Genomic DNA, 25,296 nt, shown 5'->3' on the forward strand with positions numbered 1-25,296 from the left:
TTCGCAAGTGCAGCTGCATTGGCCGTTGGCTGACCGTTTAATGTGTCAAGCGGGATTCGGTTCGCTTCAGCTTCATATGGTGTGAAATCTGGCTTATTCGTAAAAATTTCGCTCATCGGCTGTGCGGCTGCATCATTTTGGTTCATGGCAGGAAGTCCCAGGATTTGTTCAATACTGCGAACCATATTGATCACCGTCCAGTAACGGCTATTCGTTACTTCTTTTTTCACCCATGGACTGATCACATAGGCGGGTTCGCGGTGCCCGTCCACATGGTCCAAACCATTTTGAGCGTCATCTTCGGTAATAAAAATGACAGAGTCTTTCCAGTAAGGACTATGGGAGATTAAATCCACAATTTTACCTACAGCAAGGTCATTGTCCACAACCATGGCCTGAGGAGTTGGATTTCCTGAAGCCGTTCCGGCCGTATGGTCATTGGTTACCCACAACGTATTTAATTGCGGCAAGTCTTTATTCTTTACATGCTTTTCAAACTGCCTTTTAAAAATCTCATATCGGTATTGATCCGGTATGTTCATATCAAATGTAGGATACGGTTTGTGCGTAATCGGCCCAAGAGACGGAATGTCATAGGTTGCCTGATAATGACCCACCGGAACGTGAAGATCACCTTTTTGTTTTCCGGACAGTTTCAAGTAATCATTGTACCAGTCTGTCCAAGTGCCGAATTCCTCAGGACCTGTAAATCCAGTCGTATCTTCTCCGAAGTTTTCCACAGAAACATCGTATTTGAGGGCTTGGTCCCAAAGATGTCCCGTTGGGGCATAAGCCATCGGGTGGACGTTCCAAGAACAATCGCTTCATTTAACATAAGACCCTCGGCTCGTTTTCTCTCGATCTTATCAACAAGAACAATGCCATTTGTAACTACAATGCCTGTGAGCATTAATAAACCTACCAAGGCTGCTAGATTCCATTCCAATCGAAAGATAAACATAGTAGCCACTAATCCAGAATACAGACGAGTACGGATATCGGTGCTTTCCAGCCTCGGAAAAGTTTTTTCTCCTGAACCGGTGAGGACAATTGCCCCGATACTATCATTAAGGGTGGTTTTCCTTAATACGGATACGGACTGGTATTATCAGTTTATAAAATCGGCAAACTACCGATCTTATAGTGATAGATATACCTATGCACCGTTTGATAAAGTAATACAGCAAAGCGGCGGTACGCTTTGCTGCGAACTTTTCCAACGGTTTGGCTACACCGACAGAATCAATAAAAGGTTGTTTTTGAGACTCGAGCAGTCTCGACAATTTCAAGAACTGAGGTTTCCTTGAACCCTTTCGATGTAAAAAGATGAAGTGCAGCGTAAAGCATCATGTCCCGAGCTTTTGCCGAACAAGAAGCTCATCGTTTAGAAGGCAGCAAAACAGATAAGCTGTCTGAAGCTTTTCAATTTACCAGATCGATTTATGTGGCTCGTTCAGAGCTCTATCAAGTGCCCTATTCCGAAATGGATAGGTTTATTATTTTTAATTCCATAGATACTTTTTAATATAGATAGTAAAATCAAGTAAAAGGAATTTCTAAGAGAAAAGGATATTAATTTTTATATTCACATATAAATCGTTCTAGACCTGGTACCCTCTCTCCCTTTCATTTTTATCTTGAAACTATAATTTATAAAATTCTACTGGTTAAATTTCAAATACATAAGGAGCATAATATGACGATTTTTGATAAACTAAAACTTAAAAAATATCAAAAGATGGCCGTTGTCAATCAACCAAGTGAGTATCATATCTTTACAGATGAACCGACTACTGTTTCTAAAGATCATGATGCGATTTTTATTTTTGTGGAAACATTGGATGAGATGGTGATGCATATTCAATCCATTGTGAAAAATGAGCAGCTTTTGCTAGAGAACGGATATCTCTTTATTGCGTATCCGAAAAAAGGAAATAAACGATTTAAAACCTTTATCCATAGAGATGAAATGTTTCCTGCATTGAATGTGGGAGAGGATGGATATGTGGGCGATAGTGATATCAAATTTGCGCGCATGGTGAGTATGGATGATGTTTTTACTGTTGTTGGGTTAAAACGCGAGAAAAAGAAAATCAATAAATCTTCTTTAGCAGCAAGCCAGTGTGTTGCGGATTATGAAGATCATATCAAAGACGTTGAACGGTTACTAGCTAACCATCCAAATGAAAAGATATTCTATCAAAAGTTAACACCAGGCTATCAAAAAGACTGGGCACGATATATTTACTCAGCTAAACAACAGCAGACACGCGATAAGCGTTATCTGCAGATGGTGGATATTCTTTCGCAAGGATATAAATCGATGGACTTATTCCGCCAGAAAAAGAAATAATCAACATGTAACATGTCCTGTAACCAATCTTTATTATTTGTTAAGTTTCTGTTGATTTCATTTTTCCATCAAAATTATGAGATAGAATGGTAGTGAAATTAAGTGGGGAGGAAAAATAATTATGAAAAAATTGAGATTAATGATGTCTCTAGCCGTTACAGCAGTTACGATGTCCATTTCAACAATATCAGTTTTCGCAGAACCTGAGCCAAATGATTCAAATACTGTACCGCTTGCTAGAGCCCATGCGCACAACGACTATGAACATGAAAGACCGCTTTACGACGCACTCGACCATGGCTTTACTAGTGTTGAAGCTGATGTGTGGCTGGAAGATGGAAAATTGCTTGTTGCCCATGATGAGGTTGATGTAAAACCAGATCGAACGTTAAAGTCTTTATATTTAGAACCACTTAAACGTAAAATTACCCAGAACCAAGGGTCGGTTTACAAAGATTCGGATCAGGATTTCTTGCTATGGATTGATGTTAAATCAAAAGATGTAGCCACTTATAAAAAAATTCACGAGCAGCTCGCTGACTATCAAAAGATGTTGACGAAATTTTCAAAAGTTGGAGTAGACCAAAGATCTGTAACCGTTATTATTTCAGGAAATCGCCCTAGAGAATTGATGGAGAACCAAGTTGTTCGTTATGCAGCTTATGATGGCAGAATGAGTGATTTGGAAACAAATGCTCCAAATGATTTCATGCCGGTAATCAGCGATAACTGGACGAAACAGTTTACATGGCAAGGTATTGGTGAAATGCCTTCAGAAGAACGAGAAAAGCTGAAGTATATCGTAAAAACTGCACACAACAACGGACAGATGGTCCGATTTTGGGCTACACCTGATCTCGCAGCTCCTAATCGTAAAGCTGTTTGGGATGAACTTATGAAGGCAGATGTAGACTTAATTAACACAGATGATCTTCCAGGACTACAGAAGTATCTACTCGAAAACGACCCAAATCCGACCCAACAGCATATAAAATGGTAAACAAATAAAAACACTTTCTAGAGTTTCGAGAAAGGCTTTTATCCAACCAGAGGATGCCTGATGCATCCTTTTTTAGTTTGTATCGCTATAAATACGAGGGATTTAATAGTTATTGTAACTAGTAAATCCTATACTGGAAGCCTTTTTTTAAGAAAAATAAAAGGGGGGCATCTCTTGTTTAAGAAACGCCGCCTGGGCATACCCGTTATTTTTTTATCTGATTCACTTTGTTACTATACTTCTCATGCCACGTTTCCCATTCACCTTTTGGAAAGTCTATGTTATGACCATGAAGTAAGGTACATAACAAATCGAGGCATACATGCCATCCTGCCAAATCCTTCGAGGATGCTCCTGAAACTGCAATCGCAGATTTCGAAACTCGCACCCTACCCAATTCGAATAAGTAAAATACCTGTTTTAGTTCTACGTGTTCGATAATCTAGTAACACATAATACAATTATGTAAACAAAGTTTCGTAAAAATTGAATTTTACGCATAGATTTCATTAAGAAAGAGTTTTGACATTGGCTAATACAAGAGAATCCTTAAACGTTAATAGTGAAGTATTTGTCTTGTAAACTCTTTAAAATCACCAAGGTGTTTCTCTACAATTTCTTTTAAGATCTCAATGTTTAAAGACTGATAATCGTGAATAGCTATGTTTCTAAAGCCCACCATCGCTACAAGCCTTGGCTTCGTCAAAATCATCGAATTCCTTTTAGCCTTTTTTATTTAAGTAGAACTCTCCTTTTTGCAAAATAAAAAAGACCGGCGTATGCCAGTCTTATTTTTGTTTTTCTTTTTCTTTTTCTTCCAACTTTTGAACAAGATCCTCAATAAAGTCATGAAACTTTTCAACCGTAACCCAATTTTGCCTTGCATCATATGTAGATGGTTTTTCCCATCTACCAAACCAAATACTTGAGTTTTTTCGAAAGAAGCTGCTATTTCATTCGATAGACTACCAAAGGCTATCACCACTTCATTTGACTGATCGTCCTTATTTTCTGTAACCAATTTATTAGTGATCACCTACTAGTTTAATAATATATTAATTTGATGATGACTTTCCCATTTTTGTCGATGAACCCTGCTTTTCCGTTCTTTTTTACATAGAGCAGGCCTTCATGGAAGTCACCTAATTCGTCGTATTGAGGAGAAATCACGACCTTTCCCGTTTTATCGATGAATCCATATTTCCCTTTGTAGTCGATATAGAAATAATCATATTGATTGGAAAAGGAGTTAATTTCACTATATTTGGGTTCGACTAGCATTTTCCCTGTTTCGGTTACGATTCCGTATTTTGAACCCATCCTCACTCTTATTAACCCTTTACCTTCCATTGGATCAATCCGGTCATATTTAGGTGTGATGATCACTTTTCCTTTGCTGTTTATAGCACCTTCTTTGTTTTTTTGCTTAAAAATCAAATAATCACGATTTATTAAGCCTTCGCCATAGGTTGCCATCCTTAAATAGTCATAGGTTGGCTCAACTATCACTTTGCCTGTTTCGTTAATAAAACCGTATTTATTATTCTGCCGGATAATAGCTAACCCAATCTGGTTAAAGTAACTAATTGAATCATAGTTGAAATCGAGAACGACTTCGCCTTTTCGATTAATGACCCCATACTTGCCGTCCTTTGAGGCCACCGCTGCATCTTTGCGAAATACATAAAGTGCGGTTTCATCACCGTCTTCTGCTTTCTCAAACTGTGGTTTAATCACCATCGATCCAGTTGTATCGATGAATCCAATCTTTCCATCAATAACAACGGAAGCCAGGCCTTCTGAGAAATGACTCGTTTCGTCAGAAATTGGCTCAACAATTACTTTTCCTTTTGAACTAACGAAACCGTACTTTCCACCCAATTTTGTTTGAGCAAATCCCTTGTTAAATGGCCAAATCTGATCATATTTAGGTTCAACCATGATTTTCCCACTTAAGCTCATCAGTCCATATTTTCCTGCGTTTCGAATCTTTGCCAAGCCATTTTGAATTGAACCGATGCTATCAAAAGTTGGGGCAACGATGACGTTTCCTTGCTTATCGATAAGGCCGAACTTTTTGTTAAGAATGGCAGTGAATACACCATTTGTGTTCATTGTAATTTCATCATATGTGGGGACTAAAACGATTTTTCCGCTTGTGTTTATAAGTCCGTATTTTCCCTTACTCTTGTAAAATGCAACTCCGTTGTGAAAATCATCGATTTTTTCATACTTGGGTGACACGATTGTTTTTCCACTTGTATTGATAAGCCCGTACTTTCCCTTACTCTTGTAAAAAGCGACTCCGTTGTGAAAATCACCGATTTTTTCATACTTGGGTGAAACAATTGTTTTTCCGCATGTATTGATGAGTCCGTATTTGTTGTCCTTTTCTACTAGAATTGGGCTCTTATAACCATCCGCTGCATACTGGTATTTAGGTGACACAATTACTATGCCCTTTTGGTTGATGAACCCATATTTATTATTCTGTTTGACTCTCAATAAGTTAGTTCGCTTTGATTGGGTAATCTCTTCATACAGCGGCTTAATGACAACTCTTCCTTTTTTGTCCATCATTCCATATTTCCCATTTTGCACGAATGAAACGAGGCCATTTGTAAATTGAGTACCTAGAACTCTTTTACTTGTTGCTGCATGTGTTGTGGACTGAGTTGTACCTAGTAACAAGCTCATTAATAAAAACATGAATACCCAAATCTTCAAATGATTCTTCATAAAATCTCCCTCCTTGTTCTTGAATGATGACATTTTTTCACAATCTGAATTATCGCTTGAACTTCTTTACTTTTTCATTATTTCCTACACCATTCCTCCTTTATAATTTAGACGAAATGTATATTAGGAAGTTACAAACTTATGTCTAAAGGGGGTCCATATTTTCATCTTGTCGGTCAGCATGTCCACTGGCTGCAATGATTGATGTATCCGAAATAAATAAATAACAAAGACCGTTCAGTTTCATACTGAACGGTCTTCTACAAGCTTCACTCTAAACTATTAATCATTGTCTGCCGGCGATGGAGCCTTGCTTTCCGGCTGCTGGGCAACTTCATTTGGTGAGAGCGGCTTTTTGTCACCTGGATACGGTGTATCAAAACCTTTTGTTGCGTACCAAACCGCGTGATTCAGCATGTTTGCATTAACTTCGTCAGGTGATGCATTTTTACCCGAGATGAATGGCTTGTTTTTGTTGGACCATTCCGTCCATTGCTGTACCAAAGCCTTAGACTCTGAGGTATTCTCTTGTGTATTCGCAAGTGCAGCTGCATTGGCCGTTGGCTGACCGTTTAATGTGTCAAGCGGGATTCGGTTCGCTTCAGCTTCATATGGTGTGAAATCTGGCTTATTCGTAAAAATTTCGCTCATCGGCTGTGCGGCTGCATCATTTTGGTTCATGGCAGGAAGTCCCAGGATTTGTTCAATACTGCGAACCATATTGATCACCGTCCAGTAACGGCTATTCGTTACTTCTTTTTTCACCCATGGACTGATCACATAGGCGGGTTCGCGGTGCCCGTCCACATGGTCCAAACCATTTTGAGCGTCATCTTCGGTAATAAAAATGACAGAGTCTTTCCAGTAAGGACTATGGGAGATTAAATCCACAATTTTACCTACAGCAAGGTCATTGTCCACAACCATGGCCTGAGGAGTTGGATTTCCTGAAGCCGTTCCGGCCGTATGGTCATTGGTTACCCACAACGTATTTAATTGCGGCAAGTCTTTATTCTTTACATGCTTTTCAAACTGCCTTTTAAAAATCTCATATCGGTATTGATCCGGTATGTTCATATCGAAGGTAGGATACGGTTTGTGCGTAATCGGCCCAAGAGACGGAATGTCATAGGTTGCCTGATAATGACCCACCGGAACGTGAAGATCACCTTCTTGTTGTCCGGACAGTTTCAAGTAATCATTGTACCAGTCCGTCCAAGTGCCGAATTCCTCAGGACCTGTAAATCCAGTCGTATCTTCTCCGAAGTTTTCCACAGAAACATCGTATTTGAGGGCTTGGTCCCAAAGATGTCCAGTTGGGGCATAAGCCATCGGATCTCCGGCTCCTCCTGGATAGCTTCGGACGTTGGCTGTGTTTGTTTCTTTATCTTCATAATCTGTATTGGTCCCTTGCATGACCCATTGGTGGCCGCTTGCAGATTGGATCCCTGAAACATAGAAATTATCCAACAGCGGGTAGGCATTGGCAAGCTTATGGAAGTTTGGTGTTACCTCTTTACCAAATTGTGTGATAGCCGGTTCGCCATTTCCTTTGCCTAAATCGCCAAGAACTTGGTCATAGGTTCTGTTCTCTTTAATGATATAGAAAACATGTTTGATGGTTGATGGCTCGCCAACCCGCTCTGGCATGGCAACCGGCTTTATGTCGCGTCGAGGATCCGCATTCTGGTCCTTTAGGCCAAACCAGTTATTATTGGCGTAAACCTTTTTTGTTCCTTCCATTAAATCATTTGCCGATGGAAAAGGAATCATAGACAAAGATCCAACTTGCGCATAAGAGGAATGTCCAGAAACAGTCACTCCTTGAATGGTTGATGTACGTGCAGGTCCAAGTGAGCCTACACCATCAGCATTTGCCACAAGCAAGCGTTTATTTTCGGCATCCATAGCCATGTCTACAGGAAACCATGCTGTTGGCATCAGTCCTAATAGTTCTGGTGTCTTGTTCGGACCTTGCCAGTCATATACTGCTACTGCGTTAACTCGTCCTAAACTGACTAGCAATCGATGATTGTCCAGCATCCTGACCGCATTGGGTGCTGCACCTTTTTTCGACTTCGAATATGGTTTAATGTCGATGGTTTGGACTACTTTATCTGTTTCAGAATCAATAACAGAAACCGTATCACTGTTTGTGTTCGCAACAAAAATATTCCGGCCTGATTGAGTCATTCGTTCTGGCTGGACACCAACTGGGATCGTTTTTGTCACCTTATTAGTTTTAAGGTCTACCACAGAGACCGTTCCAGTCGAAGTGGCACCAGTCTTCGGATTAACAACCACCTGCGTACCGGAAGAATCAACGGTTGTGTCTCCGGGCTTCGGTTTTCTGCCGCCTTGGTTGGTGACATATGCTTTATCTCCATCCACTAACACACTGGTTGGGGCATTTTCAACTGGAATCTTGCTCGATACAGTACCCGTCTTCGGATCGATGACGGCAAGGCTGTTATCCCTGTTCAGTGCGACGAGCAACTGCCCTTGAGGCCCGACTTTAATATCCAGCGGGTTGATGTTTCCTCCAACACTCGCTTCTGGGAGGTCATATGTCGTTTTGACGGTTGGCGTGCCGTCGTCGGCAATCGTCATTACAACTACCTTTCCAGTTTTACCTGCCGATCCTGTAGCATACAATTCTTTGCCGTCCTGTGAATAAGCAACGCCCCACATATGTGAGAGTTTTAATTTAAAGCTTGTTGCCATTAATTTTCCGGTTGTGAGATCGACGATGTTTAGACCGTTTCCGCCATAATCTGTTCTTCCATTCAACACGGCCGCTGTTTTACCATTTGGGTGAACCGCAATGGAAATAGGATTGCCCCCAAACTCAATTTGTTTACCGGCTGGAGTGACGAGCTGATTTACAGGCGTTAACACCGAACCGTCTTGCTGGCGGCCCACAAACTTGGTGCCAAAGGGATCATCAATGGATGCGTATACACTTGCCGAACCAAGAAGCGCTGTACTAATTGCAATACCAGCAATCAGTTTCTTCTTGTGAATGATCTTTTTCACTTTCCTCTCTCCATTCTAATTGGTATGTTTTACTAGATTAGGATACTGCTATATTTTTAACGTTTGTTTACATCAAGGTAAAGTTAATTGTTTAACTATGTAAAATATTCAATCTCTTCTCTTCACAATTAGTATCTTAATAAAAAGAAAAAGCAGCCTTTGCCCAGGCTGCTCACGATGGTTTGGGTATTATGCATATATTTTTTCTTCAGGGATATTTTTTTGAGAAATGTTTGGTGAACCTTTATGCAACCATTTATAGACAATGGGAATGACAATCAAACTGATAAACGTTGAACTGATCAAACCGCCTATTACGACAATGCCAAGAGTTTGTGAGATTACAGAATCGGTGCGGGAGGATAGAGCTAACGGAAGTACGGTTAAAACAGTCGTTAAAGCTGTCGTTAATATCGGACGCACTCGAGTGGACGTTCCAAGAACAATCGCTTCATTTAACATAAGACCCTCGGCTCGTTTTCTCTCGATCTTATCAACAAGAACAATGCCATTTGTAACTACAATGCCTGTGAGCATTAATAGACCGACCAGGGCTGCTAGATTCCATTCCAATCGAAAGATAAACATAGCCGCCACTGATCCAATAAACGCTAAAGGGATACAGATGAAAACTGATAAAGGTGCTTTCCAACCTCTAAAGACTGTACCTATGATGAAGAGAACGAGCAATAAAGAGAAAGAAAAAGCAATTGCAATCTCATAAATCATTTCATTTACTTGTTCTGGTATTCCAGCAAAGGAGTAGCTGATATTCTGCGGCAACGGAAGTTTCTCTAAAATCGATTTTACTTGTTTAGTCACCCCGCCAATATCTGATGAAGTGATATTGGCCGTAACCTCGGCGAATGGCTGTCCGTCCTTTTCCTGAATTTCTGATGAATCGGCATCGGCTTCCAGTGTGGCAAGCTCATCTAATCTTACATTCTGTCCCTGGTCATTCTTAAATGTTTCTGACCCCAGGGCAGAAAAAACATCTGGAGGATTGTCTTTGCTTTTCAACACGACCGGAAAAACATGTTGATTAATGGATATTAGCCCCTTTGTACCTTCCGCTGTATAAAATTGAATCCGATTTAAAAGGTCCTCCACTTTAATACCATTTCTTTCAATGGCTTTTTGATCAAGATGGATATGATACTTTTTCGTACCGGCCTCATCGTCAGCTATATCCTCTACTGCCAGCCCGGGAACTCTCGTAAGCTTTTGCCCAATTGTATATGCCATGGATTCCAGCGTTTCATGATCCGATCCAGTGAAGTTAATCTTTAATTGGGAGTCATCTCCCGCAATCCGCTGATCCGTAACCGTGTATATGGCTTGTCCCTTTATGGAATCAAGCTGTTTTTGAAAATTTTCTATAAAAGAAGCAAGGTTTGTATCTGGGTTAACCGCAACAAATAAGTTGGCAACATTCGGTTTTTGAATCCAACCGCCGCCTGCATCAAAAACATCATCCGATTGAGCAGTAAAAGACGACCCAAGGACTGAAGAATATGTACCCACATGTTGATCCTTTTTAATAAGCCCTTCTACTCTTTTAACTTCTGCATCCATTTCTCTTAACGATGCAGACTGAGGAAGTTCGATCCGAACACCTGCTTGTCCTTTTTTATAACTTATGGGTAAAAAGTTCACTGGTAAAAATGCTGCTCCAATGCCCGTCATTAGAAACAATAGAAGAGTTAGGGCGATAATTTTTTTCTCCTTGTGCAACATCCGCTTAAAAGCTTTATGCATGAGAGGTTCTAACGGATCATGAATACTTAGGGGTTTTCCCTTCCAAAACAGGTTGTAGAGAGTCGGCACCACCAGCATGGCAACCAATAAGGAAACGAAAAGCGCAATAACTACCGACCAGGCAAACCCTGAGAAAGCAGAACTTACGATGCCGCCGATCAGGGCAATGGGAACATACACCGCAATCGTCGTTGCTGTTGAAGAAACAATGGCAGGGATCATTTCTAAGACCGCGTGTGATAACTGATGAAGTGTTATTTTCCCCTCCCTTTCCTGCACTTTCCGGTTTAAATTATCCAAAATAACAATGGAGTCATCGACCACTCGTCCCATGGCCACAATCAAACCTGAAACCGTCAGTATGTTCAAGCTGATTCCCAACGTTTTAAGTACACCGATGGTTGCTAAAAGACATATGGGAAGCGACAGAACAATCAATAAGGTGGAACGAACTTGACGGAAAAACAAGAACACACAGATCATGGCGAAAAGACACCCTAACAACCCTTCTTTAACTAGTCCTTTTAAAGATGAATTCACTTGTTCACTTTGATCAAACAGAATGGACGATTTCACATCATTATTTTTTAGCGCAGGTATGGTTTTCAGCTTGCTTCTTATTTTTTCTCCTACATCTGTAATATTTGAAGTGGATGTTTTTAACACATCAAGCCGAACACTCGGCAGCCCATCGGTCCGGGAGATCGTTTGAAGATTGACCACTGAATTTGAAATGTCAGCTACCTTAGAGAGAGGAATGGATCGGCCATCCTGCCTTTGAACAGGCAAGTTTAATAACTCCTGCTTATTTAATGACCAACCGGAGACCTGGACAGGAATAGAAGCTTGATTACTTGAGACATTGCCCTGCAGTTCTGTTGTATATTTTTTCCCCATTGAATTTTGAAGATCGTTTACGGTTAATCCAGCCTTTTTTAGTTTTTCCTTATCAATGGTCAAAGCATATCCAGCCGTTCCACCACCCGTTACATTGATTTCCTTTACCCCTGGAACAGTTTTCAACCCACTTACGATATCTTCTTGGACCATCGTTCGTAAGGTGTTCTCGGTTACATTTGGAGAGGCACTGGTTAAATTGATGCTCATAATCGGAAACGAATTTGTACTAAGGCGTGTCACAACAGGCTTTTTCACACTAGCTGGCAGGGAAATCGTATCAATGGCATGGTTGACCTCCGCCTCAGCTTTTTCCATATCGTAGCTCATAGGAAAGTTGAGACGTACAAGAGTGCTGCCATTTGAGGAACTGGTTTCGATACCTTGAAGACCATCCACTACCCGAACGGCTTGTTCAATCGGTTTTGTAACGTTCAGTTTCATTTGATCTGCTTGGTAATTTTCAGACTGTGCAGACACAGTAAGAGTTGAATTATTGATTTCAGGCAAATAATCTCGTTGAATTTGCCGGGCAGCCATCGCCCCCCAAGCAATAATCAGTACCATCAGAGTGATAATAAGAACACACCGCTTCATCGATCCATCAATGAGTGATTTCATCATGTTTCTTTTACGCCCCCAAACTTTTTATACAAACTGTTCTTCAAACAAGATGATTATTTTAATATAATGGACAGTTGTAAAAATTCGATTAACGAAGCGTAAAAGAATTATAGAATTGTAGATAATTTACATAACCGGATTTATATTATTCATTTAAAGTAAATAAATACGGTACATGAAATTTAATTGCGACACCTTCTTCTGCTCTCAGTGGGCGTATCAAATTCGTTTACATTCATTTTCATTAAAAAAAGGCCATTATCTTTGGCATTAAGGATCGGAAGGACTCATTTCGGCTAGTTGGAGCCTCTGGTATGACTAACGAGTAAAACAACCGATACTCGATTAGCAGATAGATACAGGTTATAAGAGCAATGCTCCCCAAAAAACGGACATTCCATTTTCGTTTTACGATTGCGTGATGAAGCCAAAGAAGCCCCATTGAAGTAAGAAAAAAGAAAAAACCGAGAACGAAACTGGAATACAAGGGCAAAAGTATGATTGTCAGCCATTCTTTCCATGAATCACTTCTTTCCCTGATCGTCAAAAATGCCCAAAGCGCAAGCGGCATCCCTAGCGTACTAAGCATACCCGATGGCCAAAAGGGTGTAAGTACAAATGCAAGAGAGACCCAAACCCGTATAGGGTATGCAGCTTTATCTTTTACAAAATGTCTCCTTAACAGTAAATACATTCCCGCAAATGCAAATATCCGGGTGATGGTTTGGCCTATTGCATAGGCCAGCATGGGCGGAAAACTATTATTAAGCCATTCTATCCCGCTAAATTCTGTACCAAGCGCATTTCTTGGCAATCCATTTATTATTTGCGGAACCGTTGAATTTATAGGACCGAATAATTCACCGCTGTTATGAAGCACTTTATACCAGGCAAAATTAGAATCCATATTATCATGAACTCTTATATGAGCATTTTCTCCCGGAATATAAAGAGGTGAAATAAATATAAGGATCAGCATTGACGCTATCCATAGATGTTTTTTCCTGACTCAATTTTTTTCCAATAATAATAATTATGCATTGTAAAGCCCCTGTTTCTAAATATGTTTCGTCATCTATTAAAAATTGATACACAAGTTAAGGACGAGGTTTTATGTTTATTACGTCCAACATGTGCTGTAAGTGCCGTATTAACGGTTCTCTCAAGTTCTCTTTTTTTAGAGCGAACTCAATTGGTGTAGTGATAAATCCTAGTTTTTCTCCCACATCGAATCGATCCCCATCGAATTCATAGGCAAAACACTTTGTTCCTTGCTAAGCCTCTGTATAGCATCGGTAAGTTGAACTTCTCCCCCAGCCCCTGTTTCTTGAGTCTCTAAATAGTTAAATATTTCAGGTGTTAAAATATAACGTCCCATAATGGCAAGATTAGAAGGTGCAGTTCCAGATAACGTTTTTTCAACCAAATTTTGAACCTCGTATAACTTCCCATTTTGATAGATAGGATCTATAATTCCATATCTGTTCGTTTCATCTTCATTTACTGGTTTAACTCCAATAATGGAAGAACCTGTTAACTCATATTGATCCATCAGCTGCTTAATTCACATTAAATTTAATGATAATTGAGAAACGGAAACGTTTTTATCCTATCATTACCGTAAACTTATAAATGTAAAAAGCTAAGGATACTAGTCCTTAGCTTTTTTTACGAAATAGGAATTTCAATGTGCACTTCTGTACCTTTTCTTTCTCTTCTCCTAATTTTAGTAATTCCCCATGCTGGGCCGTAGCCGTGTTTCAGCCGTTTGTTTACGTTCTCCAACCCAATCCCCGTCGTTTGGACAAGCTTTTTTGACGGTAAAGATAGATTTTCTTCCCTAATCCCGATTCCATCATCAAATATAGTGATCATCATTTTATTTCCTTCTTGATAGGCATGAAGTGATATATGAATGGGCTCACCTGATGGCTCAAAGCCATGGACAATAGAATTTTCTATAATCGGCTGGATGCAAAAAATAGGGATTTGTTTGAGATGCAAGTCTTGCTCAACCTCCAGCTGAAAATTTATCTTATGGCGAAACCGCGTCTGCTGAATTAAAAGATAGTTTCTAACATGCTCAATTTCTTCTTCAAGCGTGACATATTGTTCGTTGTTTTTAAGGCTGTACCTGAGAATTTTAGCCAGAAGATACGTGACTTGCTGCGTTTCCTGGGCATTTTCCATATAAGCAATCCGGGAGATGGTATTTAAGGTGTTAAATAAAAAGTGGGGATTGATCTGAGATTGCAAGAATTTAAGTTCTGTTTCTTTTAGGTCCTTTTCCAGCCGGGACCGCCTTTGAAGTTCTTTGATGAGTTTTTCGCTCTTTTTGGAAAGCTCTTTTTTGGTCAAATAGGCATCACAAATTTTAACAATATGATTAGCCGTTACAAAAAGAAGTTCGGCAATGGCTTCTATCTGTTTTTTTTTCTTAAAAGATAGCTGTTTAAAATAGTTTTCCAGTTCCTCTGTATCCAAGCTTAATTCTGTGATATCCATCTGCATGTCTACAATACTGCTTAACTCCTCATCGGTCATCAAAATTTGACCGCATAGAATCGCTCCTATATAACGGCCACGCAGAATGATAGGTGCAGCAAAATCGACCAAACCTGCATGGCAGCGGTGAAGAACAGGACGTTGCTGGCCTGCCGCCAGCTTTCCGACGTTTTCGTCTGAAAGGATACAGCGGCGTAAGCCTTCAACCGAGGACCGGACATATGTACAAAAGCTCGTAAAGTTGCTTGCTTTGGTGATTGGAACCCCTGTCTCATCACAGATCAGCACGGCAACACAGGTAGCATCCGCAAACTTGTTCTGTATCTCCTGCAACACGCTGACATCAACCAAATCTAGCAGTTTTTTCATTGAAATCACCTTCTTTATTTTTCTAATATTCTGTCTTTTTTCTAAATCATTTTATTAAAGTAAGGTTGATTAAGCTTTTCTTTTCTTAAGTCTTCCTGATAGTCTCTGTATTTTTTAGGAGGAACGCCCTCCATCTTACTGAACACCCGGGAAAAATAGTTGATATCTGTAAAACCGCATTGCTGGCTTATATCTGTGATCGACGTCTTGGAATTCACCAAAAGTTCCTTTGATTTCTCAATTCTTTTTAAGGTAATGTACTCCGTTATTGTTCTTCCTGTTTCTTGTTTAAACAAGCGGCTTAAATATTGGGGATGAAAATAAACTCTTTCTGCTAGCTGTTTTAACGTGAGCTTGTCCTGCAGATGATGCTGAATAAACCTTGTTACCGAAAGAATCGTTTCGTTCGAATTTTCTTCTTTATGTTCATTCAAAGAAGAAACATCCATTGTTTTTATCGCTTTTTGCAATGATGCAAGAAATTCTTCAGGACTGACCGGCTTTAACAAAAAATCTTCTACCCCTATCTTTATGGTTTTAAGCGCATAGTCAAAATCGTTATATGCCGTTAAAATGATAATTTTCACTTGAGGAAACTGGTCTTTAATGAGGGAAGCAGCATGAATACCGTTCATCACCGGCATCTTTAAGTCCATGACGACAATATCAATCCACTCATGATGCAGGTGTTCCAATGCTTCAGATCCGTTTTCTGCTTCTAGGCAGCGGTAGAACTCGATAGAACTTTTCGAAAGCACATCAAGCAAGACTTCTCTTTCAAGAGGTTCATCATCAACAATCATGACATTCAATCCTTCACACCTCCGCATTCTTTTAATGTTTTCAGTATGTATGAAAGCGGATTCAAACACAAGTAAGGATAGCGCGAAAAAACCTTCCTCATGAAGGAGGAAGGTTTTAGGGGATGTTGCCCTTTATGCCATGATCAATGCGTCAACCACTGCCTCAGCCACCTCAATGTCTTGATTTACTGATCCCCCGCTGACACCGACAGCTCCAACGATATCACCATCTACAACAAGTGGGATGCCTCCCCCAAAAATGACAACCCGGCCATTGTTTGTCGTATTTATTCCATAAAGTTCTCCCCCGGATGCTCCAATTTCAGCGAGTTGTGAGGTTGGCAGTTTAAAAGCAACCGACGTCCAAGCTTTATTTAAAGAAATGTCCACACTAACCAGCAAAGCATCGTCCATCCGGTGTGCTGCTATTAAATTCCCTCCATTGTCCACCACTGTAATTACCATGGGTACCCCAATCTCCTGGGCTTTTCTTTCACCATGATCAACCATTAATTTGACTAACGACAGATTTAACTTTTGCATAACCATCCTCCTTGACCGTTTTTATTCCCTGGAGACAAGTGGTAGCCCCTTAACCATCCTTGCCGCGTTTTTACCGGCCCGTCGTTCATGGCCTCTTTTTTCGTTAAGATAGGCTTGTTTATTTGGCAGCTTATCGTGGTAAAGTAAAATGTCCTCTCCGTCAATCACAATTTTGATCTGGAGTGAAGTAGACCATTCTTGAATTGTATCCACCACTTTATAGGGAACGCCTTCTTCTTCCAAACCTGCACAAATTTCTTTTAAAGAAACACAATGTGAAGCTTCACTGCAAATGACCGGAACAAAAACCTCCTTTTTATCCATTCATGACTCCATCTTTCACTTGTGAAGAAAGAATTAATCCAGTTGCCACAGCATTTCTGGGCCCTTCACTTCCCCTCGTATTTGCAAAACCGGCCACTATAGTATATTTGGCAAGTTCTTCGCTGATCATCTGAGGAATCTCAAAGTCTAACGCCGATCCACCTAACATCACGACAAAAGAGAGGTGTCTAAGATTTCGAGTGGGAGAAACCATTTCCAGGGCTCGCAACGCATTCGTAACAAAAACCTTCCGCTTGGCATCACGGCGAACCGAACGGACTTTTTCCATTGTGGCCCGGATAGGAAGGGGTGTCAGATCGCTTTCCTCACGAATGACCACCTTACCAAACGTATCCGAGGCATATGGAGTATCGGTAAACGAAATCGTTCCATCTTCCAATTGCATATGAAATAAACTGATGACTTTACCTAAAGGAAATTTCTTAATCTTTTCAGCCAATTCAATATCTTCAAGTGCGAGTTCGGACTGAATGATTAAAGTCACCATATCTCCCGCTCCAGCAAGATGAGTACTGGTGATATTACCTTTTAGATCGATGGCGGCAGCATCCGTAGAACCGCCTCCGATATCCAAAATGACGATCGGCTTTTCAGTTCCTGGAGTAGTTAAGGCTCCTCTCATCGCCATCTCTGCTTCAATTCCTCCAACCTCTACCGCAATGTTTAACTCTTTTTGCAGTATGTCGGAAACCTTATGGATGGACAGTTTTTCTGTTTTTACCATGGAAGCAAGCGCCACGCCTTGTTCCATCGCGATCTCTCCAGCCATGGCACCGCTTATTGAAGTTGGAATACCGGCATTGACGGCCAACATATCTGTAATATGGATCTCATCCGAAGTCTGGCCGGTTAAATTGGCGAGATCTTGCCGTAAGCCATTCAGCATGCCGCCCACATTAGTTCCCATCTCACCTTGAACATCCTTTAGATTTCCGATCTTTTGATACGCATCCATAATGGCTTCTGCTCCATCATTAATACTGACTGAAACAGAATCTTTTTCTCCAATCAACGTAATTCTACCAGCTTCAATCTTTCGCTCTACGATTTCACCTTGAGGTGTCCGGATCACCACCGCAGATCGAATGCCTACGAGAGATTTGGCTACAGGAGCAATTTGTCTGGTCTCGCTCGAGGATAGCTGGAACACCGTCGCTAAGCCATATGGATTGCTCAGCATACGGATGACGTGGCCAGACAGTGCTACTTCTACAGCTGCCAACTTCTGCAAAGGCACTTTTTCAATGTAGGCGACCTCATCCACAATGGGAATCTTCTGTTCCAATCGATTATGAACAAGGACGCCATCATCTTTTTGAATGATAGCTCCTTTCACGGAGATTCCTTTTTTCACACTCTGATTGATCACATGAGCTACCCATTCATAATCAAAGATCTTTGGGACGACAGCGATATAATCTTTGTTAACGCCTTGTTGATCCAGCTGATCTATCATGATAGTTTCACCGACGCCGATTCCGCCTCCTCCTGGAGTGTCTGGGTTATGGCCGATCATTGAGGATTCTGTAATAATGGTCTCACTGATCAGATCCATCGCAAGGTCACCAATGACAGGGACGGCGTCATTCAATCTTATTCGATGGATATCAGATAAATTAATTCCCGCTTTCTCAACCGCTCTTTCCAAACAGGCCACGATTCCTTTTATATTATCAACGGTACCTTTCACACCTGTAGTAGCTACGAGGTGTTGTGCTAAAAATTTCGGTTCTTTGCCGCTCATGTCGGCAATCGCGATTTCTGTTGTCGAGTTACCAATATCAATTCCGGCAAGTATCATGTTTTCCATGATCACTCACCTTCTTGCCGCAGGATTCCCCGTCTTTCATATACTTCTGCAGCTTCAAGCACTAGCTTTGCATTTTCACCCGCCTGATATTGGTTCTCCAATTCGTCTGCAATCTGATGCAGTTCTTTTTTCGTCGAACGGTTGGGCCTTAATGCATTATAGATTTCCAGAATCCGTTTATCCGAAATGTTGATCAGTTCAGCTGCCCGCCGGAAATTTTGGGCCAGCTGGTCCCGCTGTAAACTATCCGCGATCTCTGCATGCATGGATAACGTATTAGGGCTGATCCTCATGTCATTGCTGGAGATTTCTCCTTTTAATGCGGCTTCAAGGGTTAACTGATCAAACCTTTTTTGTGATGGTGTATGAATCAAATCCGTTCTTTTTTGGCCTAAAGGGTAGTCTTCTTTTGTTAAAGTACCCATTACCTCGCCTCCTCTTTGATCGAAAAGTTCCATTCTACTTCCACCGGCTTTTTATTTTTTATCACCTGTTCTGCTTCCCGTAAATGGAGAATGGCTGCAATCGCTTGATACCTTGGCCGTGCCATCTGATCATTCACTGATGGTACAGGATCAACACTCTCCCCCAGCGCATAGAGTGCTGCATTTTTCCCGATGGCCCGGTAGGTTTCCAACGTCATCGAAGGAGATTGAGGAAACAGTTCCAGGTTGCTTAGAGGATCCAAATCTTTCTGATGAATAACCGTGGTTCCTCTGGATTGCAGTCCAATCCCAATACCTGATCCGCTCAGCTTTGCGCCTTGATGGCCCATAAACGCCAGATCTGCTGTATGGTAACATCGGATGATCCGTGGAAATGCGCCTTGCTCTTCTATTCCGGAAATGATCTCCCTAAGCACCTGACCATGCTCCACTTTGACAATAGTTTTGCTAAGATCTTTACCAAAGCCCGGAGAGATGGCAATCACCACCTCATTGGCGTTCGTTCCCTTTTGTGCCGTTTCCCCGTCCGCTAAGCTCATGAAAATTTCAATGGTACCAATCATGTTCTTCCCTCCTCAATAATCGCTAGGACTGATTGCCTGCCGAATATTCTTTATTTCCTCCCACCGCTTGCCGCCGAGACGATAACCTGTACCTGGTCCTTTGTAATCGTTTTCATCATTCACCGCACTGAGGACTACATTTTTGGCATTAATGATTGCAGAAGTATGCAAATAATCACCCGCCACTTTTTGCTTTAGCATATCAAAAATCCTTTCAGCCGTTTCTCTATAGCCCCTTCTTGCTAGAATAACAGCAATATTAAAGCCAGTGATCCCTTCTTTTAATATCCGCTCAGCCGCTTTTAAATCTTCCACTACATTCCGCTTGGGCATATCCTCGCTGCTATTGGCGTATGTAGCCGCCTCAATTTCTTCCTCAGTGATTTGCGGAAAACCAAGCTCTTCGAATATTGCTTGCATTGCTTTAGCAGCTTTATAACGAACATTAATAACTTCAGATTCCTCAACAGGTTTCAATCCGCCATCAACCATCATGTCGCGCTGAATAATTAAGTAATCATCCATATCCGAGGAATCCATATTGGAACCAGCGAACATGTCATCGCTGTTAGGAACAGCACTAAAACCAGAGAATATAAAATCAGTACCCGGCAGCATCTGACACAGCATTTTGGCACTGCGCCGAATTTCCGAGTGTGAAAAGGTTTGATCATTACCGGAAGCAACCTCAAGATCGAACATTGTGGTCGCTAAATTTTCTGCAAGAACGGCTCGCAGCCCGCTTGGAACCGAGGCAGGAATTCCAATACAGCTAATTGAACCATTTTGCAGCCCTTGAACGCCTGCTCCCTTTGCCATCATGACACATCTAACTTCCAGATAAAGCATGGATTTGCCTTCTGCTCCGGCCATCTGAACTTCTGACCCCGTACCTGATGTAAAACGCATCTTTGCACCTCGTGAAGCATAGGCAGAGGCAAGGAAAGATTTGGACCATGGAGTATCATCTCCGTCCTTAAAAACAGATTCGGTGCCATAGATAGAAATGGTTTCAGCATAGGTTGTAAGTCCTAACATCGCAAGACGCAGTTCTGTGGCTTCTTCAAGAGCATCTTGGGTCAAAATCCCGCCTCTTGCTGTTTGGGAACCTACAAGAAGAGCAAGGGCATTAAAAGGGGCATAACGCACAATACCAACTGTAGTCTCCTGCTCGTCAAAGCCCAGAATACCCGCTTCCGCTGCATCTGCTGCCATTAGAACAGGATTGTCCCTTACATTGGTAACATGACATTGATTAGCTGGTGTTTTTCTAGCTCTCATTTTTTGAAGAGCCATCATCATTTCTACCACATTTAACTGATTGAGTACGTCTACAACCTTAGCAGGTGTCATTCCCTTAACGATACGGAGCATCTCTGAACGGGACACATGAATGTCGACTAATTTCCTTGCAATGTCCACACTGTCCATCTTCATTACGGCTTCGGCAGTGGCCACATCGATTGTGTAATCTGCAATAAATTGATCAAGCATATCAAAGTCTTCGCGGCGTCTCCCATCTAATTCTATGATTTTTCCATCTTCAATTTTAATAGAAGGGGCAGGATCATGAGGACTGGACATCGCAACAAACCCTTGCTCGGGCCACTCCTGAACAAAACCGTCTTTGTTAACCGGACGGTCTTCAAGCACTTTAAAGCGTTTGGAACGTTTTGCCGTAACAGTACGATTCACAATAACAACTCCCTTAAGAATGTTTTTTGAATTTTCTGTTTCTAATTTTAAACTTATTCTTTACTTCGGTCTTTGAAGAAAATCTACTTGATTCTGGATTATTACAACCTTCAAGTGGTTTTTTAGGAGAATTCTAACTTTCTAGCGTTAAATGTTTAAAAAAATAGCCTGATGACTGATTTTCCAGTCATCAGGCTGGTGAGGAGATCCTCTCCCATTACAAAGAGGATGAACGATTTGGCACACACATACCTCCTTCGCTTCCAATCAAAACTAATGATAAATACATAAAAAGAGGGGTCTATAACTTAATCAGCAACGCACAAACGGCCTTCCTTATAACGTTGAGCGTTTCTATCGGGTGGACAAGGCAAACAAAGGAAGTACATTTCCTATTAATCTTCCTCTTGCCCATATAAAAAGCATGTAGACGAAAGTTCTGTCTACATGCTTTTTATCAAGATTAGCAGGCATAAATATCTATTGAGAAATCAAGTCTGCACCGTAGGAATTATCGATGGAACAAAGCCATTCGTCCTTGGAATTTTTCTTGAACACATAGGTTGCCCTTCGTTCCATAGAATATTGAGAATCTTTTTTATCTGCAGAAAGCACGTTTGTGAAATAACTAGCGCCGTATCTCCAGCTTCTAATATCACCATTTCTCATTGTGTTGGTACGATACTGTTGTTGAAGTATGCTGCAATTTTAATGAAGGCTTTCTTTATCTCCTCTTTCCCCTTCGCAATCATTCCTTGCTTTACAACGAGAATGGTATCATCTGTATAGTAGTTCAGCAGCGTATCAAATTCCTCCTGTTTGATTGCCAGGTCACACTTTTTGATTATTTCATTTAATTCGTGTTCCATCCTATTTCCCTTCAAACTGAATTTTAACAAACATCAATAAATTCTTAATTCCATTAAATAAACCCGCTATATATTTTATTTCAATTTCCAATAAATACAATATACTTCACAAGATAAAAGAGCATGCAGGCAAACCTTTCGACTGTATGCTTTTTTATGCATAAGAGGCACTTCGAAATATTTAGTAATTTTTTAACCTGTTCAAATGAATCAACATTAACGAATCAACAAAAATAATCAGAATAATTAAAAATTAACTATTGAAAGCCTTTCCACTTGATGGTATTATTCAATCAACCAGTAAAATATTTAGTAATTTATAGTAAATTTTATAAAATATATAACTAAAAGTTGAGAGGTTTTTCATGATGGCAACCATTAAGGATATAGCAAAAAAATCTAATGTCTCAACAGCAACTGTATCACGAGTGCTCAATAACGACGACTCCATAACCGTCTTAGAAGAAACACGCCAGCGCATACTTCTAGCTGCAAAAGAGCTAGGTTATCAAACCATCCACGAGAGACGAAAGCAGCAATCAGAATCCCAAAAAAATAATCCTAGCATTGGTATTATTTCATGTCAGACGGTGGAGGAAGAATTAAATGATCCCTACTTCATATCAATACGTCAAGGAATTGAAGAAGAACTTAATAAACAAGGGATTAATAAGGTTGGGAGCTACCGCTTGAATGACATGCTGACGGTCCCCCATGACCTCCTCAAAATGGACGGTCTTCTGATCATTGGCCGCTTGGGTGAAGACGTTTTAAAACAAGTAACCAAACACATTATGAATATCGTCTATATCAATTATGTTCCTGATGAGGAGCTTTACGATTCAGTGACGATTGATTTTGAAAAATCCACAAAAAAAGCCCTACAGCATTTCATTGGTTTGGGTTATAAACGAATCGGTTACATCGGAGGGGTTGAACGAGAACATCTTAAGCAACAGAAAGTGATTTCAGAAGATAAACGGCTTACAACATTTGAAAACATGATAAAAAATGGAGAGTTTGAAGGTTCAGAGGATATATACATTGGTGAATATACGATGTCTCATGGCTATGAACTAATGAAGAAAGCTATCAAGAAGAAGAATGTTCCAAAAGCATTTTTTGTTGCGAGTGATCCCATGGCAATAGGGGCTTTACGTGCTTTACAGGAAGCTGGACTGTCCGTTCCCTCAGATGTTGCCCTTGTCGCGTTTGACGACATTGAAGCTGCAAGATTTAGCAGTCCCCCCCTTTCGACGGTGAAAGTTTATACCAAGGAGATGGGACAAACCGGGGTCAAGCTATTAATGGATCGAATGAATGGAAGGAAGCTCCCTGTTAAGGTTACGATTCCAACCTCTTTGGTCATTCGCCAAAGCTGCGGATCATCTATAACAAAGCAACCTTTCAAGGAGGTGATTCAATAGATTAAGAGGAGATTTAAAATAAAAAAGGCTTATTCGCCCAGAAACCTACCAATCTAGCCCATTGGTATGAGTGACTGCCAATCACTAGTTTCTAGCGAATAACCCAGAACTCCCATTTACCAAGGAGCAACTATAAATTATATAGGAGCCCCGGTCATTGTGCAAACATTCTTAGGATCGTTTGTTTTGGTTTTAAAACCATTAATTACTAGGGGGAATTACGTTGAAAAAGCTAGGTAAAACATTACTAATAACATCAGCCATTGCTTTAGCTTTGACGGGCTGTAATAAACAGTCCAGTTCTGGAAGCGGAGGCACCGTACAATTAACCTTATTCTCTACCGTAACCAACGAATCGGACAAGGCTGCTTTAGCTGATGCCATTAAAGAATTTGAAAAGAAAAATCCAAAGATTGATATTAAAGAAAACTTTCCCGCTGATAAATATGAAGGAATGCTTCGGGTAAAAATGGCAGCTAATGATATGCCCGACTTGTTTGACACCCACGGTTGGTCAAAAGACCGATACGGTGAATATGTTGAAAATTTACAAAAAATGAATTGGGTAAAAGACTTGGATCCTGCGATGAATGACATTCTTAAAGACAAAGCAGGCAAAGTTTATGCTTACCCTTTAAATCAGGCGAAAGACGGTATTACATATAACGCTACCCTATTAAAAAAATACGGAATCCAACCGCCTGCTACGTTTGATGAATGGATGAGCGCCATGGAAACCATTAAAAAGAAGAGCAAAGGTGAGGTCACTCCTCTTTGGTTTGCAGGATCAGATAAAAGCTCCTTTGGACAATATTTTGATCAGTTCGCCACTCCTTTACTTGTAACCGATACCAAACATGACTTTAAAAAAGAGCTCTTATCTGGAACGTTTGACTGGTCGAAATTTACCTTCCTTCCTGAAAAACTGCAAGAAATGCAGAAGAAAGGATACCTGAACAAAGACATATTAACAGCACAAAACCAGCAAATGACGGACTTGATGGCACAAAACAAAATAGGGTTCATTATTGGCGGAGGGTTGCTTGGCCCAGCTGTAAAGGAACTAAATCCCAAGGTCCAATTAGGCGTTATTCCGATGCCTGTCATCCATAAAGGCGACCAGCCAAGCTGGATTGGCGGAGAACGTCACACGCTTGCCGTCTGGAAGGATTCAGAACATAAAAAAGAAGCGAAAAAGTTTATTGATTTTATTTCACAGCCCGAAATGGTTAAAAAGATTGCTGAAGCAACTTCTTTGCCTGCTGGTCTAACCAACACTGAAGCTGATAACTACTTCGCTAAAGACTATGAAAAATACAAAGATGTGAAGGTCGAACCTTACTTTGATCGTGTCTACCTCCCTAGCGGAATGTGGGATGTTCTCGGTGCCTCTGGCCAGGAACTACTGTCCAAATCCATGACACCAGAACGAGTGTCCAAGAAAATGGGAGCAGAATATAAACGCCTTTATAAGCCTAAAAAATAAAGCACGCTTGTTTAATCCATGAATCCAT

Annotated in this window: 17 protein-coding genes and 6 pseudogenes; 4 read left to right on the forward strand and 19 right to left on the reverse strand. The window is 40.7% G+C overall.

Features of this window, described 5'->3' with window-relative positions:
* The 3 genes and pseudogenes from M1K46_RS09490 to M1K46_RS25820 all read right to left on the reverse strand — a co-directional run.
* Positions 1 to 797 (reverse strand): alkaline phosphatase family protein (locus M1K46_RS09490; RefSeq protein WP_256225859.1); only part of this gene is annotated, 797 nt, incomplete at its 3' end.
* 59 nt (positions 798 to 856) lie between these two features.
* A pseudogene (locus M1K46_RS09495) lies at positions 857 to 961 on the reverse strand (hypothetical protein); the annotation flags it as partial.
* A gap of 281 nt (positions 962 to 1,242) precedes the next feature.
* Entirely contained in the window at positions 1,243 to 1,350 is a 108-nt protein-coding gene (locus M1K46_RS25820) for a TetR family transcriptional regulator (protein WP_375162190.1), read from the reverse strand.
* Between the two features lie 346 nt (positions 1,351 to 1,696).
* Here M1K46_RS25820 and M1K46_RS09500 point away from each other — a divergent pair, with 346 nt between their 5' ends.
* Together M1K46_RS09500 and M1K46_RS09505 are read left to right on the forward strand one after the other, a co-directional pair.
* Positions 1,697 to 2,353: a YdeI/OmpD-associated family protein gene (locus M1K46_RS09500; RefSeq protein ID WP_256225860.1), complete on the forward strand. Its 657-nt coding sequence runs from the start codon at positions 1,697 to 1,699 to the stop codon at positions 2,351 to 2,353.
* 121 nt (positions 2,354 to 2,474) lie between these two features.
* A complete protein-coding gene (locus M1K46_RS09505) occupies positions 2,475 to 3,353 on the forward strand; it encodes a phosphatidylinositol-specific phospholipase C/glycerophosphodiester phosphodiesterase family protein (RefSeq protein WP_256225861.1) in 879 nt (292 codons plus the stop codon).
* Positions 3,354 to 3,909: 556 nt separating this feature from the next.
* Here the strand turns inward: M1K46_RS09505 and M1K46_RS09510 are convergent.
* The 16 genes and pseudogenes from M1K46_RS09510 to M1K46_RS09585 form a co-directional block, all read right to left on the reverse strand.
* Positions 3,910 to 4,047, reverse strand: a pseudogene (locus M1K46_RS09510) (HepT-like ribonuclease domain-containing protein); the annotation flags it as partial.
* 204 nt (positions 4,048 to 4,251) lie between these two features.
* Positions 4,252 to 4,380, reverse strand: a pseudogene (locus M1K46_RS09515) (sugar ABC transporter substrate-binding protein); the annotation flags it as partial.
* A gap of 17 nt (positions 4,381 to 4,397) precedes the next feature.
* Complete coding sequence (locus M1K46_RS09520; RefSeq protein WP_256225862.1) at positions 4,398 to 6,092, reverse strand: WG repeat-containing protein; 1,695 nt, start codon at positions 6,090 to 6,092, stop codon at positions 4,398 to 4,400.
* A gap of 282 nt (positions 6,093 to 6,374) precedes the next feature.
* Positions 6,375 to 9,128 (reverse strand): alkaline phosphatase family protein, encoded by a 2,754-nt coding sequence (locus M1K46_RS09525; RefSeq protein ID WP_256225863.1) that lies wholly within the window; start codon positions 9,126 to 9,128, stop codon positions 6,375 to 6,377.
* A gap of 189 nt (positions 9,129 to 9,317) precedes the next feature.
* The gene (locus tag M1K46_RS09530) at positions 9,318 to 12,407 is read right to left on the reverse strand and encodes an efflux RND transporter permease subunit (protein ID WP_256225864.1); all 3,090 of its coding nucleotides are present in this window, start codon (positions 12,405 to 12,407) and stop codon (positions 9,318 to 9,320) included.
* 274 nt (positions 12,408 to 12,681) lie between these two features.
* Positions 12,682 to 13,410: pseudogene (locus M1K46_RS09535) on the reverse strand (DUF6044 family protein); the annotation flags it as partial.
* A gap of 94 nt (positions 13,411 to 13,504) precedes the next feature.
* A pseudogene (locus M1K46_RS09540) lies at positions 13,505 to 13,971 on the reverse strand (sugar phosphate nucleotidyltransferase); the annotation flags it as partial.
* A gap of 104 nt (positions 13,972 to 14,075) precedes the next feature.
* Complete coding sequence (locus tag M1K46_RS09545; RefSeq protein WP_256225866.1) at positions 14,076 to 15,281, reverse strand: sensor histidine kinase; 1,206 nt, start codon at positions 15,279 to 15,281, stop codon at positions 14,076 to 14,078.
* 41 nt (positions 15,282 to 15,322) lie between these two features.
* Positions 15,323 to 16,084, reverse strand: a complete 762-nt coding sequence (locus M1K46_RS09550; RefSeq protein WP_256226138.1) for a response regulator transcription factor — start codon at positions 16,082 to 16,084, stop codon at positions 15,323 to 15,325.
* Positions 16,085 to 16,216: 132 nt separating this feature from the next.
* Positions 16,217 to 16,627, reverse strand: coding sequence for a GlcG/HbpS family heme-binding protein (locus M1K46_RS09555; protein ID WP_256225867.1), 411 nt, complete (start codon positions 16,625 to 16,627; stop codon positions 16,217 to 16,219).
* Between the two features lie 21 nt (positions 16,628 to 16,648).
* Positions 16,649 to 16,951 (reverse strand): glycerol dehydratase reactivase beta/small subunit family protein, encoded by a 303-nt coding sequence (locus M1K46_RS09560; RefSeq protein WP_256225868.1) that lies wholly within the window; start codon positions 16,949 to 16,951, stop codon positions 16,649 to 16,651.
* Positions 16,944 to 18,782 (reverse strand): diol dehydratase reactivase subunit alpha, encoded by a 1,839-nt coding sequence (locus tag M1K46_RS09565; protein ID WP_256225869.1) that lies wholly within the window; start codon positions 18,780 to 18,782, stop codon positions 16,944 to 16,946. Before M1K46_RS09565 ends, M1K46_RS09560 begins: the two co-directional genes overlap by 8 nt.
* A gap of 2 nt (positions 18,783 to 18,784) precedes the next feature.
* Positions 18,785 to 19,207: a diol dehydratase small subunit gene (locus M1K46_RS09570; protein WP_256225870.1), complete on the reverse strand. Its 423-nt coding sequence runs from the start codon at positions 19,205 to 19,207 to the stop codon at positions 18,785 to 18,787.
* On the reverse strand, positions 19,207 to 19,791 hold the full coding sequence (locus M1K46_RS09575) for a propanediol/glycerol family dehydratase medium subunit (RefSeq protein ID WP_256225871.1): 585 nt from the start codon (positions 19,789 to 19,791) through the stop codon (positions 19,207 to 19,209). The genes M1K46_RS09570 and M1K46_RS09575 overlap by 1 nt, the downstream gene beginning before the upstream one ends.
* Before the next feature lie 12 nt (positions 19,792 to 19,803).
* Entirely contained in the window at positions 19,804 to 21,486 is a 1,683-nt protein-coding gene (locus M1K46_RS09580) for a propanediol/glycerol family dehydratase large subunit (RefSeq protein WP_256225872.1), read from the reverse strand.
* A 480-nt stretch (positions 21,487 to 21,966) separates the two neighbouring features.
* Positions 21,967 to 22,355, reverse strand: a pseudogene (locus M1K46_RS09585) (YybH family protein).
* A 368-nt stretch (positions 22,356 to 22,723) separates the two neighbouring features.
* Between M1K46_RS09585 and M1K46_RS09590 the strand changes: the two are divergent.
* Both M1K46_RS09590 and M1K46_RS09595 read left to right on the forward strand, forming a co-directional pair.
* Positions 22,724 to 23,782, forward strand: coding sequence for a LacI family DNA-binding transcriptional regulator (locus tag M1K46_RS09590; protein ID WP_256226139.1), 1,059 nt, complete (start codon positions 22,724 to 22,726; stop codon positions 23,780 to 23,782).
* A gap of 223 nt (positions 23,783 to 24,005) precedes the next feature.
* Entirely contained in the window at positions 24,006 to 25,268 is a 1,263-nt protein-coding gene (locus M1K46_RS09595; protein ID WP_256225873.1) for an ABC transporter substrate-binding protein, read from the forward strand.
* Positions 25,269 to 25,296: the final 28 nt, after the last annotated feature.

This window comes from Fictibacillus sp. WQ 8-8 (assembly GCF_024494405.1).
In the GTDB taxonomy this organism is placed as follows: domain Bacteria; phylum Bacillota; class Bacilli; order Bacillales; family Fictibacillaceae; genus Fictibacillus_C; species Fictibacillus_C marinisediminis.